13 protein-coding genes are annotated in these 15,865 nt (G+C 64.6%); 4 read left to right on the top strand and 9 right to left on the bottom strand.

Annotation, left to right across the window (positions count from 1 at the left end):
- Nucleotides 1-69: 69 nt before the first annotated feature.
- The 8 genes from XH80_RS17320 to XH80_RS17285 form a co-directional block, all read right to left on the bottom strand.
- Nucleotides 70-3,027, bottom strand: a complete 2,958-nt coding sequence (locus XH80_RS17320) for a 2-oxoglutarate dehydrogenase E1 component (RefSeq protein WP_057740750.1) — start codon at nt 3,025-3,027, stop codon at nt 70-72.
- Between the two features lie 135 nt (nt 3,028-3,162).
- On the bottom strand, nt 3,163-4,047 hold the full coding sequence (gene sucD / locus XH80_RS17315) for a succinate--CoA ligase subunit alpha (RefSeq protein ID WP_220004973.1): 885 nt from the start codon (nt 4,045-4,047) through the stop codon (nt 3,163-3,165).
- Between the two features lie 36 nt (nt 4,048-4,083).
- Nucleotides 4,084-4,563 carry a DUF1579 family protein gene (locus XH80_RS17310; protein ID WP_057740743.1) on the bottom strand — a complete coding sequence of 160 codons (480 nt, stop codon included), beginning with the start codon at nt 4,561-4,563 and terminating at the stop codon, nt 4,084-4,086.
- A gap of 4 nt (nt 4,564-4,567) precedes the next feature.
- On the bottom strand, nt 4,568-5,764 hold the full coding sequence (gene sucC / locus XH80_RS17305) for an ADP-forming succinate--CoA ligase subunit beta (protein WP_057740740.1): 1,197 nt from the start codon (nt 5,762-5,764) through the stop codon (nt 4,568-4,570).
- A 214-nt stretch (nt 5,765-5,978) separates the two neighbouring features.
- A complete protein-coding gene (mdh, locus tag XH80_RS17300; protein ID WP_027572983.1) occupies nt 5,979-6,947 on the bottom strand; it encodes a malate dehydrogenase in 969 nt (322 codons plus the stop codon).
- Between the two features lie 243 nt (nt 6,948-7,190).
- Nucleotides 7,191-8,378: a cell division protein ZapE gene (gene zapE / locus XH80_RS17295; RefSeq protein WP_271599603.1), complete on the bottom strand. Its 1,188-nt coding sequence runs from the start codon at nt 8,376-8,378 to the stop codon at nt 7,191-7,193.
- Between the two features lie 110 nt (nt 8,379-8,488).
- The gene (thpR, locus tag XH80_RS17290; RefSeq protein WP_220004977.1) at nt 8,489-9,025 is read right to left on the bottom strand and encodes an RNA 2',3'-cyclic phosphodiesterase; all 537 of its coding nucleotides are present in this window, start codon (nt 9,023-9,025) and stop codon (nt 8,489-8,491) included.
- Between the two features lie 175 nt (nt 9,026-9,200).
- Complete coding sequence (locus XH80_RS17285) at nt 9,201-9,836, bottom strand: arylesterase (protein WP_271599650.1); 636 nt, start codon at nt 9,834-9,836, stop codon at nt 9,201-9,203.
- Nucleotides 9,837-9,891: 55 nt separating this feature from the next.
- On the opposite strand from XH80_RS17285, the gene XH80_RS17280 reads away from it, so the two are divergent.
- The 4 genes from XH80_RS17280 to XH80_RS17265 all read left to right on the top strand — a co-directional run bounded on the left by XH80_RS17280 (nt 9,892) and on the right by XH80_RS17265 (nt 15,075).
- Nucleotides 9,892-10,614 (top strand): ABC transporter ATP-binding protein, encoded by a 723-nt coding sequence (locus XH80_RS17280; protein ID WP_271599602.1) that lies wholly within the window; start codon nt 9,892-9,894, stop codon nt 10,612-10,614.
- Nucleotides 10,611-13,181 (top strand): ABC transporter permease, encoded by a 2,571-nt coding sequence (locus tag XH80_RS17275; protein WP_271599601.1) that lies wholly within the window; start codon nt 10,611-10,613, stop codon nt 13,179-13,181. Before XH80_RS17280 ends, XH80_RS17275 begins: the two co-directional genes overlap by 4 nt.
- A 284-nt stretch (nt 13,182-13,465) precedes the next feature.
- Nucleotides 13,466-14,257 (top strand): Bax inhibitor-1/YccA family protein, encoded by a 792-nt coding sequence (locus XH80_RS17270; RefSeq protein ID WP_057740728.1) that lies wholly within the window; start codon nt 13,466-13,468, stop codon nt 14,255-14,257.
- Between the two features lie 287 nt (nt 14,258-14,544).
- Complete coding sequence (locus XH80_RS17265) at nt 14,545-15,075, top strand: GNAT family N-acetyltransferase (protein WP_271599600.1); 531 nt, start codon at nt 14,545-14,547, stop codon at nt 15,073-15,075.
- Between the two features lie 126 nt (nt 15,076-15,201).
- On the opposite strand, the gene XH80_RS17260 is transcribed toward XH80_RS17265, so the two are convergent.
- Nucleotides 15,202-15,573 carry a DUF2794 domain-containing protein gene (locus XH80_RS17260; RefSeq protein WP_057740723.1) on the bottom strand — a complete coding sequence of 124 codons (372 nt, stop codon included), beginning with the start codon at nt 15,571-15,573 and terminating at the stop codon, nt 15,202-15,204.
- Nucleotides 15,574-15,865: the final 292 nt, after the last annotated feature.

Below are 15,865 nucleotides of genomic sequence, written 5' to 3'. Positions count from 1 at the left end.
CTGATCACGAGGTTCACGGCGTACTGGATTGCCCGCCTTCGCGGGCAATGACAGTCTTAAAAAAACTTCTCAGCTCAATGCTTCGTCCAGGAACGCCTTCAACTGCGCCTGATGCTTGGACATCAGACCAGTGGCGGTCGCGGCGGAAGCGGCGCGGCCGACATAACGCGGACGCCGGCTCGCACCGTTCACCTGGTTCAGCACCCATTCCAGATAGGGCTCGATGAAGTGCCAGGCGCCCATGTTGCGCGGCTCTTCCTGGCACCAGATCACTTCCGCCTTCTTGAAGCGGGACAGCTCGGCCACCAGCGCCTTCAGCGGCACCGGGTAGAGCTGCTCGACGCGCATCAGGTAGATGTCGTCGATGCCACGCTTCTCGCGCTCCTCGTAGAGGTCGTAATAGACCTTGCCCGAGCACAGCACGATGCGGCGGATCTTCTCGTCCGGAACGAGCTTGATCGGCTCGTTCGGCAGCATCTGGGCGTCATCGTAGAGAATGCGGTGGAAGGTCGTTCCCTTCGCCAGCTCCTCGAGACGCGAGACCGCTCGCTTGTGACGCAGCAGCGACTTCGGCGTCATCATGATCAGCGGCTTGCGGATCTCGCGATGCAGCTGACGGCGCAGCACGTGGAAGTAGTTCGCGGGCGTGGTCGGATAGACCACCTGCATGTTGTCTTCCGCGCACATCTGCAGGTAACGCTCGAGGCGCGCCGAGGAATGCTCCGGTCCCTGGCCCTCATAGCCGTGCGGCAACAGGCAGACGAGGCCGGACATGCGCAGCCATTTGCGCTCGCCCGAGGAGATGAACTGGTCGAACACGACCTGCGCACCGTTGGCGAAGTCGCCGAACTGGGCTTCCCAGAGGGTCAGCGTGTTCGGCTCGGCGAGCGAATAGCCGTATTCGAAGCCGAGCACGGCTTCTTCCGACAGCAGGGAGTTGATGACCTCGTAATGGCCCTGCTCGTTGCCGAGATGGTTGAACGGCGTGTAGCGGCTTTCGTCCTCCTGGTCGATCAGGACCGAATGGCGCTGCGAGAAGGTGCCGCGCTCCGAATCCTGTCCGGAGAGGCGGACGTGGTGGTTTTCGGAAAGCAGCGAGCAGAACGCGAGCGCCTCGCCGGTCGCCCAGTCGATGCCGTTGCCGCTGTCGATCGCCTTGGCACGATTATCGAGGAAACGCTGGATGGTGCGGTGAACGCGGAAGCCGTCCGGCACCTTGGTGATCTTGCGGCCGATATCCTTCAGCGTCGCGATGTCGACGCCGGTGACGCCGCGCCGCGCATCCTCTTCCTGGTCGGCGATCTTGAAGCCGGCCCATTTGCCATCGAGCCAGTCGGCCTTGTTCGGCTTGTAGGAGGTGCCGGCCTCGAACTCGGCATCGAGCCGCGCGCGCCAGTCGGCCTTCAGCTTGTCGACCTCGCCCTCGGTGACCACGCCCTCGGCGATCAGGCGCTTGGCATAGAGCGACAGCGTCGACGGATGCGCCGCGATCCGCTTGTACATGACCGGCTGGGTGAACGCCGGCTCGTCGCCCTCGTTGTGGCCGTAGCGGCGATAGCACCACATGTCGATCACGACCGGCTTGTGGAATTTCTGCCGGAACTCGGTCGCGACCTTGGCCGCGAACACCACGGCCTCCGGATCGTCGCCGTTCACATGGAAAATCGGCGCGTCGATCATCTTCGCGACGTCCGACGGGTAAGGCGACGAACGAGAATAACGCGGATAGGTGGTGAAGCCGATCTGGTTGTTGACGATGAAGTGCACGGAGCCGCCGGTGCGGTAGCCCTTCAGGTCCGACAGGCCGAAGCATTCCGCCACCACGCCCTGGCCCGCGAACGCCGCGTCGCCATGCATGAGCAGCGGCATCACCGAGATGCGCTGGTCCGGCGGATCGCCGTGCTGGTCCTGCTTCGCACGCACCTTGCCGAGCACGACGGGATCGACGATTTCCAGATGCGAGGGGTTGGCGGTCAGCGACAGATGGATGCGGTTGCCGTCGAACTCGCGGTCCGAGGAGGCGCCGAGATGATACTTGACGTCGCCGGAGCCTTCGACCGCGTCGGGATTGGCCGAACCGCCCTTGAACTCGTGGAATAGGGCGCGATGGGCCTTGCCCAACACCTGGGTCAGCACGTTGAGGCGGCCGCGATGCGGCATGCCGAGCACGATTTCCTTCACGCCGAGATTGCCGCCGCGCTTGATGATCTGCTCGAGCGCGGGGATCAGCGCTTCACCGCCGTCGAGGCCGAAGCGCTTGGTGCCGGTGAACTTGGTGTCGCAGAACTTTTCGAAGCCTTCGGCTTCGACCAGCTTGGTGAGGATGGCTCTACGGCCTTCGCGCGTGAAGGAGATTTCCTTGTCGGGCCCCTCGATGCGCTCCTGGATCCACGCCTTCTGCGCGGCATTGCTGATATGCATGAACTCGACGCCGAGCGTCTGGCAGTAGGTGCGCTCGCAGATCGCGGTGATCTCGCGCAAGGTGCCATATTCGAGGCCGAGCACGTGATCGAGGAAGATCTTGCGGTCGAAATCGGCTTCGGTGAAGCCATAGGTGCGGGGGTCGAGCTCTTCGCGGTTGCGCTGGGCTTCGATGCCGAGCGGATCGAGCTTGGCGTGGAAGTGACCGCGCATGCGGTAGGAGCGGATCAGCATCAGCGCGCGGACGGAGTCGCGGGTGGCCTGGAGCAGGTCGGCGGAGGAGATGTCGGCGCCCTTGGCTTGCGCCTTGGCGGCGATCTTGCTGCCGACCGCCTTCTCGACTTCGGCCCAGTTGCCGTCGAGCGCGGAGGTCAGGTCGTCCTTGGGGGTCAGCGGCCAGTTGTCGCGCTCCCAGGACGGGCCTTCGGCGTTCTTGAGGACGTCAGCCGGCTGGTCGTTGAGGCTCTTGAAGAACTCCTGCCATTCGGCGTCGACCGAGGACGGGTCCTTCTCGTAGCGGGCGTAGATTTCGTCGATGTAGGTGGCGTTGGTGCCCTGCAAAAATGATGACAGGGCAAAGGCTGCGTTCGCGTCCTGGCGAGACATACTGGGTTCCTGGCGATTTCGGTTCGCGCATAACAAACAGCGCTGGCGCCGAGCTCCCCGACAGGGCTCGACGCGGCAGGCACCCTTTACCCTATTTGCTGCGAAACTTCGCCCGGAAAAGCACGAAGGAGTGAATTAGCCTTTCAACTTTTCGGCAAGCGTGTGGCCGAGGCGTGCCGGCGACGGCGACACTGTAATACCTGCGGATTTCATCGCTTCGGTCTTGGAACCGGCGTCGCCCTTGCCGCCCGAAATGATCGCCCCGGCATGGCCCATGCGGCGGCCGGGAGGGGCCGTGACGCCCGCGATGAAACCGACCATCGGCTTCTTGCGGCCGCGCTTGGCCTCGTCCTTGAGGAACTGGGCGGCGTCTTCCTCGGCGGAGCCCCCGATCTCGCCGATCATGATGATCGATTCGGTCTTGGGGTCGGCCAGCAGCATTTCGAGGACGTCGATGAACTCGGTGCCCTTGACCGGGTCGCCGCCGATGCCGACCGCGGTGGTCTGGCCGAGGCCTTCCTGGGTGGTCTGGAACACGGCTTCGTAAGTCAGCGTGCCGGAACGGGAGACGATGCCGACCGAGCCGGTCTTGAAGATGTTGGCGGGCATGATGCCGATCTTGCACTCGCCGGCGGTCATGACGCCCGGGCAGTTCGGCCCGATCAGGCGCGACTTGGAGCCGGCGAGCGAGCGCTTCACGCGCACCATGTCGATGACGGGAATGCCTTCGGTGATGCAGACAATCAGCGGGATCTCGGCGTCGATGGCCTCGCAGATCGCATCAGCCGCGCCCGGCGGCGGCACGTAGATCACCGACGCGTCGGCACCGGTCTTCTCCCGCGCCTCGCGCACGGTATCGAACACCGGCAGGCCGAGATGGGTCGAGCCGCCTTTGCCCGGCGAAGTGCCGCCGACCATCTTGGTGCCGTAAGCAATCGCAGCCTCGGAATGGAAGGTGCCGTTCTTGCCGGTGAAGCCCTGGCAGATGACCTTGGTGTTCTTGTCGATCAGGATGGACATGAGGTCTGCTTTCGCGAAACTAACGGAGTGAGAGGGTCAGTGGATGCGGCGGTAGATGCCGGTGAGCACGTCGGCCCAGCCTTCCGCATCCGGCGAGAACTGAATCTTCAACGAGTAAGAGACGTCGTCGATGATCTCGTAGACGTGGCGCGCATTGCCGCGAAGCGAGCCGCGCACCAGCGTCAGGGTGTTGCCGACCCAGCCGCCTGATGCGGGCGAGGGCGGCGTGTAGCCAAGCGAATCGTACCAGAACAATTTGTAGGTCCGGTCGTCGCGGTCGTAGGTGAAGAGGCCGTGGGTGGCGAAGACCTCCTTGCCATCGCGCATCTGCACCGAGTCCTGGATCAGATAGAACCCGTTGAGATCCATGCGCGCGACGGTGCGCGAGGTGGCCGGTCCGCCCGCAGTCCAGCGCGACGGAAAGACCATCTCTTCACCATTCCATTCGCCGGCGAACGCGGCGAGACGCGCATGCTCTGCAAGTGGAGATGATGCGGAGAGATGGTCCTGGGCCATGGCCTTAGCCTCCCTTGACGGCCTTCACGATCTTCTGCGCGGCGTCGTCGAGATTGTCCGCCGGCACCACGTTCAGGCCGGATTCGCGGATGATCTTCTTGCCGAGCTCGACATTGGTACCTTCGAGGCGAACCACGAGCGGTACGCTGAGGCCGACCTCACGAACCGCAGCGGTGACGCCTTCGGCGATCACGTCGCACTTCATGATGCCGCCGAAGATGTTGACCAGGATGCCCTTCACGTTGGGATCGGCGGTGATGATCTTGAACGCGGCCGCGACCTTCTCCTTGCTGGCGCTGCCGCCGACGTCGAGGAAGTTCGCCGGCGCCATGCCGTAGAGCTTGATGATGTCCATCGTCGCCATGGCAAGACCGGCGCCGTTGACCATGCAGCCGATATTGCCGTCGAGCGCGACATAGTTGAGGTCGTATTTCGACGCCTCGATTTCCTTGGCGTCTTCCTCGGTCTCGTCGCGCAGCGCGAGCACCTCGGGATGGCGGAACAGCGCGTTGTCGTCGAACGACACCTTGGCGTCGAGCACGCGGAGCTGACCCTGCTTGGTCACGACCAGCGGGTTGATCTCCAGCATCGACATGTCCTTGGCGACGAAGGCCGCATAGAGCTGCGCGGTGAGCTTTTCCGCCTGCTTGGCGAGATCACCCGAGAGCTTCAGGGCATTCGCGACGGTGCGGCCGTGATGGCCCATGATGCCGGTGGCGGGATCGACCGAGAAGGTCACGATCTTCTCAGGGGTGTTGTGCGCAACGTCCTCGATGTTGACGCCGCCTTCGGTCGAGACGACGAAGGAAACGCGCGAGGTTTCGCGGTCGACCAGGATCGAGAGATAGAACTCCTTGTCGATGTCGGAGCCGTCTTCGACGTAGAGGCGGTTGACCTGCTTGCCGGCCGGGCCGGTCTGCACCGTCACGAGGGTCGCGCCGAGCATTTGCTTGGCGAATTCGGAGACTTCGGCGGCTGACTTGGCGATGCGGACGCCGCCCTTGTCGCCGGCCGAGGCTTCCTTGAACTTGCCCTTGCCGCGGCCGCCGGCGTGGATCTGGCTCTTCACCACCCAGACCGGACCGGGCAGCGCCATGGCTGCGGCAGCTGCGTCCGTGGCACTCAGGACCGGAACGCCCTTGGAGATCGGCACACCGAACTCGCTCAGCAGCGCCTTGGCCTGATATTCATGAATATTCATATGGTCGCTCCCTGAACCCGCGGGCGGTGACCTCATGGGCCCACCTCAGTCTTGTGGCTGGCATACCATATACCACAGGAACTGCAACCCGGATTCTCTCACGTCGGATATCCTGGACCCAGACCCCGCCCAGCCTTCAGCAAGGATTGCATCAGGGGTCCGGAAGTGAAACCGCCGAAGACCGGGTGTCGGTCTTCGGCGGGATTGTTGCGCCTTAACGGCCGAGAAGATCGGGGGCGATCTTCTTGCAGGCATCGACCAGGCCCTGCACGGCGCCGACCGACTTGTCGAAGGCCTCGCGGTCCTTGCCGGCGAGCTCGATCTCGACGACGCGCTCGACGCCCTTGGAGCCGATCACGACGGGCACGCCGACATACATGTCCTTCACGCTGTACTCGCCGTTGAGATAGGCGGCGCAGGGCAGCACGCGCTTCTTGTCCTTCAGATAGCTCTCGGCCATCGCGATGGCCGAGGCGGCCGGGGCGTAGAAGGCCGAGCCGGTCTTGAGCAGATTGACGATCTCGGCGCCGCCGTTGCGGGTGCGGTCGACGATCTCGTCGAGGCGCGCCTGCGAGGTCCAACCCATCTTGACGAGGTCGGGCAGCGGGATGCCGGCGACGGTGGAGTATTTCACCAGCGGCACCATGGTATCGCCATGGCCGCCGAGCACGAAGGCGGTGACGTCTTCGACCGAGACGTTGAACTCGTCGGCCAGGAAGTAGCGGAAGCGCGCGGAGTCGAGCACGCCGGCCATGCCGACGACCTTCTTGTGCGGCAGGCCGGAAGCCTTCTGCAGCGCCCAGACCATGGCGTCGAGCGGGTTGGTGATGCAGATGACGAAGGCGTCGGGGGCGTACTTCTTGATGCCGGCTCCGACCTGCTCCATGACCTTGAGGTTGATGGAGAGGAGGTCGTCGCGGCTCATGCCGGGCTTGCGCGGCACGCCGGCGGTGACGATGCAGACCTTGGCGTTATCGAGAGCCTCGTAGGAGTTGGCGCCGGTGTAATGGGCGTCGAAACCGTCGACCGGCGAGGACTGCGCGATGTCGAGCGCCTTGCCCTGCGGCACGCCCTCGGCGATGTCGAACATCACGACGTCGCCCAGTTCTTTCAGGCCGATGAGGTGAGCCAGCGTTCCGCCGATCTGGCCGGAGCCAATCAAAGCAATCTTGTCGCGCGCCATGTGAACCTGTCCTTTAGACACGTGAGGAGGGGAAAACTGAGAGGGTGGTTATCCCTTTCGCTTCCCCCGTTCAAGTCGGTGGATGCCCATTTGTCGGGCTTGCCGCGCTTCCGGCCAGCACAACCCAGGCCGTCATTCCGGGGCGTCCGCGCCATTGCGCGGGCGAACCCGGAATCTCGAGATTGTCCCGCGAGATTCCGGGCTCGCGCTGACGCGCGCCCCGGAATGACGGAAAGATAGGACTTAAGTCTCGACCAGGCCCTTGGTGGAGCCGCTGGCGGTGGAGTCCTTGCGGCCATGAGGCAACGCCAGATAGGATTCCGAGCTCATCTCGATCAGGCGCGAGGCGGTCCGCTTGAACTCCATCGCCTCGGCGCCCTCATCGGCGATGTAGAGCGAGATCGGATTGGCGTCGGCCGAGGCCATCAGCTTCACGGCATTGTCATAGAGCGTGTCGATCAGCGTGATGAAGCGCTTGGCGGCGTTGCGCTGGGAGAAGTCCATCACTGGAATATGGTCGACCAGGATGGTGTGGTAGTCGTGCGCCAGCCTGAGGTAGTCGGATGCGCCCAGCGGCTTCTCGCAGAGATCGGCGAAGGCAAAGCGCGCGACGCCGTGAGCCGAGCACGGCACGTGCAGGGTGCGGCCCTTGATCTGGATATCGCGCGACTTGCATTTGGCATTGCCTGTCATCTTCGCCCAGGCGCGGTTGAGCGCCGTGTCGGCATCGCCATCCGCCGGCGTCAGCCACATCGGCACGCCCTGGAGCTTTTCCAGCCGGAAGTCGGTGCGCGCGTCGAGCCGCGTCACGTCCATGTGGTCGGTGATCTGCTTGATGAAGGGCAGGAACAGCGCGCGGTTGAGGCCGCCCTTGTAGAGATCGTCGGGCGCGACGTTGGAGGTTGCGACCACGACGGTGCCGAGCTCGAACAGCTTTGCGAACAGGCGTCCGAGGATCATCGCGTCCGCGATGTCGGTGACGTGGAATTCGTCGAAACAGAGCAGCCAGCTCTCCTCGAAGATCGCATGCGCCGTCAGCGCGATGACGTCGCCATCGGGGATCTGTCCGCGCGCGATGCTCTGGCGGTAGTCGTAGATGCGCTCGTGCACGTCGGCCATGAATTCGTGGAAATGCGCGCGGCGCTTGTGCTCGACATTCGAGTGCTGGAAGAACAGGTCCATCAGCATGGTCTTGCCGCGACCGACCTCGCCATGGACGTAGAGCCCGCGCGGCGCCTCGTCCTTGTCGCCGCCGTTGAACAGGCGGGCGAGCAGGCCCTGCTTGCGCTTGGGGCTGTAGTTCGCGAGCCGCAGATCCAGCGCCGTATAGGCTTCGGCGACTTCGGCCTGCGCGGCATCGGCCTCGATCGCGCCGGAGGCGATCTGGGCCTGATAGGCTTCGCTGAAGGAGGAATTTGGGGTGGAGAGCATCGCCCTTTACCGCCAGAGACCGGCGGAAATTGCAAGCCGTGAAATGGTGGACGGGCTATGCGGATTCTTCTCCCTCGCCCCGCTCTTGCGGGGAGAGGTGAAGATAGAACTCACGCACACAGCTCGTAGGCGTCCTCGACCACATAGGGCCCGCCGCCGGTCGATGCGCGCGAGGAGAACAGCACGAACCGTTCGGCCATGAAGGCCTTGCTCGGGAAGTAGCCGCGGATCGAGAGATAGTCGGCGACGTCACGGTCGGTGGCGTCGTGCAGCCGGGCCAGCGTGACATGCGGGATGAATTTGCGCCCTTCCGGATCGAGGCCGATCCGCTGCATCATGCGTTCCAGCTCGGCCTGCAGATCCATCAGCGGCTTGCTCGGTGCGATGGTGGCGACCACGGCGCGCGGCTTGCGGCCACCGAAGCTCTGCAAGCCCTGCACCTTCACTTCGAAGGGCTTGCGATCGATGCGAAACAACATCGATGCGATCTCGTTGGCGGAGGCGCCGTCGATATCGCCGATGAAGCGCAGAGTGACGTGATAATTTTCGGGATCGATCCACCGGGCGCCGGGAAGGCCACCTCTAAGATTGGAAAGCGACTGGCCAATCTCGGCCGGAATTTCCAGACCAGTGAACAAACGCGGCATCGTTTCGCACTCCCGATGCTTGGGTACAGTCCTCAGAGCCAAGGACCCTATCCAAATTAGAGCCGGCGACGAATCACCGGTACTCTGATTCCTATCGCAGTTGTGTGACTCTGCGAAGTGCTGCCAAGGCTACACCCGAAAAACCCTGGGTGTTAGGGTTAGCATTGCCTGCTTTTCAACGGCGTTGCTCGCCGATCGTGCGCACGAATGCCTCCACGGTGGGCAGCATCTTGTCGACGACGATGTCGACGCCTGCAGCGGTCGGATGAATGCCGTCGGCCTGGTTGAGCTTGGCATCGGCCGCGACGCCGTCGAGGAAGAACGGATAGAGCGGCACGTCGAACCGTTTCGCCAGTTCCGGATAAATCGAATTGAAGCGCGCGCCATAGTCCGCGCCGAAATTCGGCGGCGCCAGCATCCCACACAACATCACGGCGATCTTGTGCGCCTTGAGACGCTGAACGATGTCGGCGAGCGCCGCCCGCGTCAAGTCAGGGTCGATGCCGCGCATGGCGTCGTTGGCGCCAAGTTCGACGATCACGCCCTCGGTTCCCTCGGGCACCGACCAGTCGAGCCGGTCGCGGCCGCCGGACGCGGTGTCGCCCGACACGCCGGCATTGGTCATGTCGATCTCTATACCCTTGGCCTGCAAGGCTTTTTTCAGCTTGGCCGGAAACGCATCCGGGGCCGAAAGGCCAAGACCAGCGCTCAAGGAATCGCCGAGGACGACGAGCTTGATCGGCTTTGCCGCGTCCGCCCGGGCGGGACCCGGGAGCGTCATCAAAGCGAGCATCAACACGGCTATGTGCATGAACAATCCGTAACGCCTCTCGACCGCGCTATCGGACTTGCCATATGACCGGACCATGGACATCAGCATCGCTTCCTCGTCGCTCGCCGGTACCACGCCGGACACCATCTCCATCTCCAACGTCAATCTCTCATTGGGGTCGGGGGCGGCACGCGTTCACATCCTCAAGGATATCAGCTTGCGCGTCGGCTCGGGGGAGACGATCGGCCTGATCGGCCCGTCAGGCTCGGGCAAATCCACGCTGCTGATGGTGATGGCGGGGCTGGAGCGTCCTGATAGCGGAGAGGTGGTGGTGGGTGGCACGCCTTTCAATGCCCTCGACGAGGACGCGCTGGCCCGCTTCCGCGGCCGCCAGGTCGGCATCGTCTTCCAGTCCTTCCATCTGATCCCGACCATGACGGCGCTGGAGAACGTCGCGGTGCCACTCGAGCTCGCCGGCAATCCTGATGCCAGCAAGCGCGCGGCAAAGGAGCTGCAATCGGTCGGCCTCGGCGACCGCCTGCATCATTATCCGACGCAGCTCTCCGGCGGCGAACAGCAGCGCGTCGCGCTCGCGCGCGCGCTGGCGCCCGATCCCGCCATCCTCGTCGCCGACGAGCCGACCGGCAATCTCGACGAGGCGACCGGCAAGCAGATCATCGACCTGCTCTTCACCAAGCATGCCGAGCGCGGCATGACCTTGGTGCTGGTCACGCACGATTCCTCGCTGGCGCATCGCTGCGATCGCGTGATCCGCCTGCGCTCGGGCCGCATCGACACGCAGACGACGAACGCATGAGCATCGCCGCCCAACCGTTTGCGAAGCCGAACGGCATCGCGCTGTCGCTGCGCTATGCCTTGCGCGAATTGCGCGGTGGCCTGCGCGGCTTCTACGTCTTCATCGCCTGCATCGCGCTCGGCGTGATGGCGATATCAGGCGTCGGCTCGGTGTCGGCGAGCCTGAGCGACGGCCTCGCGCGCGAGGGGCGCACGCTGCTCGGCGGCGACGTCTCGTTCGTGCTGTTTCAGCGCGAGGCCAAGCCCGAGGAAGTCGCGTTCCTGCGCTCGCGCGGCACCGTCTCCGTGGCTTCGACCTTGCGCGGCATGGCGCGCTCGGGCGACGGCAAGCTGGCGCTGGTCGAGATGAAGGCGGTGGATGACACCTATCCGATGCTCGGGCAGCTGACGCTGGCGCCGCAACTGCCGCTGGCGGATCTGCTCGCGGAGAAGGACGGTGCATTCGGCGCCGCCGCCGACCCGGCGCTGCTGGCGCGGCTCTCTCTCAAAATTGGCGACCGCGTCACCATCGGATCCGCAACCTTCCAGATCCGCAGCGCCGTCGAAGCCGAGCCCGACAAGCTTGCCGGCGGCATCGGCTTTGGTCCGCGCTTCCTGATCAGCGAGGCCGCCTTGCGCGCCACCGGACTGATCCAGCCCGGCAGCCTGGTGCGCTGGGTCTACCGCGTGAAGCTGCCCGACACCGCCAACAGCGACCGCGCCACCGACGGCTTCATCGCGGATGCGCGCAACGCCGCGCCAGAGGCCGGCTGGGAGGTGCGCAGCCGCTCCAACGCCTCGCCGCAGCTCGAACGCAACATCAGCCGCTTCACGCAATTCCTGACCCTGGTCGGCCTCGCCGCACTGCTGGTCGGCGGCGTCGGGGTCGCCAATGCGGTGAAGAGCCATATCGATCGCCGTCTCGAGGTGATCGCGGCGTTCAAGGCCGTCGGCGCCACGGGCCGCGACGTGTTCGGCATTTACCTCGCGCAGGTCATTTTGCTCGCCGCGATCGGCTCGGTGATCGGGCTGGCGCTGGGAGCAGCGATGCCGTTCGCCATCGTCGGCCTGTTCGGCAAGCTGCTGCCGCTGCCGGTGGTGCCGGCCGTGCACGAGGGCGAGCTCGCGCTGTCCTTCGTCTACGGCCTGCTCACCGCGCTCGCCTTCGGCCTGTGGCCGCTCGGGCGCGTGCATGACGTGCCGGTCGCGGCGCTGTTCCGCGATACCATCGCCGCCGAATGGCACCGGCCACGGCTGGGCTATCTCGTGTTCATGGGGGTCGTCATCGCGCTGCTGGTTGCCGTGGTGATCGGCCTGTCCTTCGACAAGCGCATCGCCGCGGTGTTCGTGATCTCCTCCGTCGTCGTCTTCGCTGTCTTGCGCGGCGTCGCCGGCCTGCTGATGGCGATCGCGCGAAAACTGCCGCGCACGCGCTTCACCATGCTGCGGCTGGCGACCGCCAACATTCACCGGCCGGGCGCGCTGACGCCATCGGTCGTGCTGTCGCTCGGGCTGGGTCTCGCCGTGCTCGTCACCATCACCCAGATCGACGGCAATCTGCGCCGGCAGTTCCTGGCCGCGCTGCCCGACCGCGCGCCGTCGTTCTACTTCATCGATATTCCAAGTACGCAGGCCGCTCCCTTCGACGACTATCTGCGCCAGATCGCTCCTGGCGCGAAGGTCGAGGACGTGCCGATGCTGCGCGGGCGCATCGTCGCCGCCCGCGGGTTGCGTGCCGAGGACCTCAAGCCCACGACCGATTCCGAATGGGTGCTGCAAAGCGACCGCGGCCTGACCTATACCGGCGAGCTGCCGAAGGGTTCCAAGGTGGTCGAGGGCGAATGGTGGGGCGCCGATTATTCCGGCCCGCCGCTGGTCTCGATGGAGAAGAAGATCGCCGATGGCCTCGGCTTGAAGCTCGGCGACGAGATCGTGGTCAACGTGCTCGGCCGCGACATCCCGGCGAAGATCAGCAATCTGCGCAACATCGACTGGCAGGGATTGGGTATCAATTTCGTGCTGGTGTTCTCGCCGAACGCCTTCAAGGGCGCCCCGCACACCCACATCGCGACGCTGACCGAAGCCTCAGGCGATGCAACCGGCGACGGCAAGATCATCAAGCAGGTTGCGGATGCTTACCCAATGGTGACGAGCGTGCGCGTGCGCGAGGTCATGGAGACGGTCGGCGCGGTCGTGACCAATCTGGCGCTCGCGATCCGCGGCGCCAGCGCCGTGACGCTGATCTCGGCGATCCTGGTGCTGGGCGGCGCGCTCGCCGCCGGCCATCGCCACCGCGTCTATGATGCGGTGATCCTGAAGACCCTGGGCGCAACCCGGCTGCGGCTGCTCGGTGCCTATGCGCTCGAATATCTGCTGATCGGCCTTGCCACCGCAATGTTCGGCGTGATCGCCGGCAGCTTAGCTGCCTGGATGATCGTGACGCGGCTGATGACGCTGACCTTCGTCTGGCAGGGTGCAAGCGCGGCCGCCGTGGTTGCCGCCGCCCTGGTCGTCACCGTCGGGCTCGGCCTCGCCGGGACGCTGCTGGCGTTGAACAAAAAGCCCGCCACGGTGTTGCGGAATTTGTGACAAAAGGTAGCGGCCGGCCGCGCGGGAGCGGAATCGAAGGGATTCCCGCGATTAACCACGTCTGCTTGTCAGGCTCACGTCAGGATTGCGCCGCAAGGGCGACATTCAGCCGCGCGTGAACCGTTGCAGTGAATGTGTTAGTTTCCCACATATCGGATGGGTGCGGAGCCCCGATTGTTAGCCAAAATTAATGTCGGCAGGCATCGGTATCCGAGATAGAATTTGACGAACCGGCGGCATGGCACCCCCTGTGCCGGGCCGGGCCAACCAACGGGAATTCGACCATGTCGGACCTAGACCGCAATTACGCTTCTCCTTTCGGCAGGGCCGCCGGGCGTGTTGACGCCGCGACGGTCGACGCCGGACTGCGCGCCTACATGCTGCGCATCTACAACTACATGAGCATTGGCCTCGCCATCACCGGCCTTGCCGCGCTCGGTGTCTACATGGCCGCCGTGACCGATGTTCCGACCCCGGAAGCGGTTCGCGTCGGCAAGCTGTTCCTGACGCCGTTCGGCTACGCGATGTTCGTGAGCCCGCTGAAATATCTGTTCATGCTGGCGCCGCTCGCCATGGTGTTCGTGATCTCCGCGGGCATCAACCGTCTGGCCCCCTCGACCGCCCAGATCCTGTTCTGGGTGTTCTCGGCGCTGATGGGAGTCTCGCTGTCGACCATCTTCCTGGTCTACACGCATGACTCGATCGTTCGGGTGTTCTTCATCACCGCGGCGACCTTCGGCGCGCTGAGCCTCTACGGCTACACCACCAAGCGTGACATGAGCGGCATGGGCTCGTTCCTGTTCATGGGCCTGATCGGCATCATCATCGCGAGCCTGGTGAACCTGTTCCTGGCAAGCTCGGCGCTGCAGTTCATCGTCTCGGTCGTCGGCGTGCTGGTGTTCGCCGGCCTCACCGCCTGGGACACCCAGCGGCTGAAGAACGAGTACATCTACGGCTACGCGTCGGCCGGCGGCGACATCGCCGAACGTGCGGCCATCACCGGCGCCCTGTCGCTGTACTTGAACTTCATCAACCTGTTCACGCTGCTGCTGCAGCTGCTCGGCCAGCGCGACTAAGCGCTAGACCAGAGCGAACGGACACGAACCCCGGCCGAAAGGCCGGGGTTTTTGTTTGTGCGGCGCGCGCCACGCACACGCTGTCATCGCCCGGCTTGACCGGGTGATCCAGTACACCGAGACGTCAGTGGTTTATCGAGAGGCCGCGGCGTACTGGATGCCCCGCCCCCCGTGCGCAATCGCGCACTAGGCGGGGCATGACGGCGGAGAAGGTGGAGGCAATGAGGAGCATGGGGAAGCGTTGTTGCCCCTTCCAGCGTCCGCGAGAAGGCTCTAATCTCCTCCCCATGTCCGCACCCGAAATCAGGCCCACCATCGAGGCCGACCTTCCCGCCATCACCGCCATCTACCAGCAGGCCGTCCGCGAGGGCACCGCGACGTTCGAGCTGGATCCGCCTGACCTCGCCGAAATGACGCGCCGCTATCGCGTCCTGGTCGACGGCGGCTATCCCTATTTCGTCGCTGTGATCGACGGCAGCGTCGCGGGCTACGCCTATGCCGGCGCCTACCGGCCGCGTCCGGCCTATCGCTTCACGGTCGAGAACTCGATCTATCTCGATCCCGCCTTCCACCGCCGCGGCATCGGCTCGATGCTGCTGCAGCGGCTGATCAGCGAATGCGAGGCGCGCGGCTTCCGCCAGATGATCGCCGTGATCGGCGATTCCGCCAATGCCGGCTCGATCGGCGTGCACACCAGAGGCGGCTTCAAGATGATCGGCACGCATCCCAATGTCGGCCTGAAATTCGGCCGCTGGCTGGATACGGTGATGATGCAGCGGGATCTCGGTGAAGGCGCGAAGACGGTGCCGGGGAAGTAGGTCTCGTAGGAAGCAAGGTCTCGTAGGGTGGGCAAAGCGAAGCGTGCCCACGGTCTGTGACGAAGGAGAAAGGTCGTGGGCACGGCGCTTTGCGCCTTTGCCCACCCTACCGCACCGATCGTGTGGTCAGACCACCGCCAACTTCCGATCGATCACCAGCAGCACGCGCTCGAGCTCGTGGCCGCGGCGCAGGATCAGGCCGGTCGCCGAGATCACGCTGTACATGCCCTGCTTGCGCGCGAGCCGCGGATCTTTCTCGATCCGGTAGATCGGCACTTCGGAGGCGCGGCGAAAGACCGAGAACACCGCGCGATCTTTCAGGAAATCGATGGCATAATCCCGCCACTCGCCGTCGGCGACCATGCGGCCATAGAGATTGAGAATTCGGTGCAGCTCGAGCCGGTTGAATGTCACCCGGCCGGGTTGGGCGTTCGCAGCGGCGGGGCGCGCCACTGCGCGCTGCTCGCTCGGATCGGCATCCTCCGACGTCAAGCTCATGGGGCGCCTCCTCATCGCTCAGCCATGACCGCCTCCGCGAAGACCGTCCCCGGAACCGCGGATCATGACATCTGCATGATCGCGCCAACTGTTCCCGCCCGCAAGGGGCTCTTGAACGGCCGCCGAAGGATCAGGCCGACCTCGCCAACGGCCAGCTCGTCATGACACACGCGGCGGTGGAACTTCTCAGCGGCAAACCGTCACGGCATCGTTAGCAGGAATCACAGGATCGCCGCTTTTCCGCCCACCGCCCGCCGCCCTGCATTGCGAAAACACTGGTGTGCGTTGACCC

It is taken from the genome of Bradyrhizobium sp. CCBAU 45384 (assembly GCF_028128665.1).
In the GTDB taxonomy this organism is placed as follows: Bacteria; Pseudomonadota; Alphaproteobacteria; order Rhizobiales; family Xanthobacteraceae; genus Bradyrhizobium; species Bradyrhizobium manausense.
Note: the sequence above shows the minus strand (reverse complement) of the source record. Positions and strands in the feature narration are given on the sequence as shown.

Coding starts and splice junctions, on each gene's coding strand:
- XH80_RS17320 (WP_057740750.1), bottom strand. CDS start 3,027: ATGTCTCGCCAGGACGCGAACGCAGCCTTTGCCCTGTCATCATTTTTG.
- sucD (WP_220004973.1), bottom strand. CDS start 4,047: ATGTCCATCCTGATCGACAAGAACACCAAGGTCATCTGCCAGGGCTTC.
- XH80_RS17310 (WP_057740743.1), bottom strand. CDS start 4,563: ATGGCCCAGGACCATCTCTCCGCATCATCTCCACTTGCAGAGCATGCG.
- sucC (WP_057740740.1), bottom strand. CDS start 5,764: ATGAATATTCATGAATATCAGGCCAAGGCGCTGCTGAGCGAGTTCGGT.
- mdh (WP_027572983.1), bottom strand. CDS start 6,947: ATGGCGCGCGACAAGATTGCTTTGATTGGCTCCGGCCAGATCGGCGGA.
- zapE (WP_271599603.1), bottom strand. CDS start 8,378: ATGCTCTCCACCCCAAATTCCTCCTTCAGCGAAGCCTATCAGGCCCAG.
- thpR (WP_220004977.1), bottom strand. CDS start 9,025: ATGCCGCGTTTGTTCACTGGTCTGGAAATTCCGGCCGAGATTGGCCAG.
- XH80_RS17285 (WP_271599650.1), bottom strand. CDS start 9,836: ATGCACATAGCCGTGTTGATGCTCGCTTTGATGACGCTCCCGGGTCCC.
- XH80_RS17280 (WP_271599602.1), top strand. CDS start 9,892: ATGGACATCAGCATCGCTTCCTCGTCGCTCGCCGGTACCACGCCGGAC.
- XH80_RS17275 (WP_271599601.1), top strand. CDS start 10,611: ATGAGCATCGCCGCCCAACCGTTTGCGAAGCCGAACGGCATCGCGCTG.
- XH80_RS17270 (WP_057740728.1), top strand. CDS start 13,466: ATGTCGGACCTAGACCGCAATTACGCTTCTCCTTTCGGCAGGGCCGCC.
- XH80_RS17265 (WP_271599600.1), top strand. CDS start 14,545: ATGTCCGCACCCGAAATCAGGCCCACCATCGAGGCCGACCTTCCCGCC.
- XH80_RS17260 (WP_057740723.1), bottom strand. CDS start 15,573: ATGAGCTTGACGTCGGAGGATGCCGATCCGAGCGAGCAGCGCGCAGTG.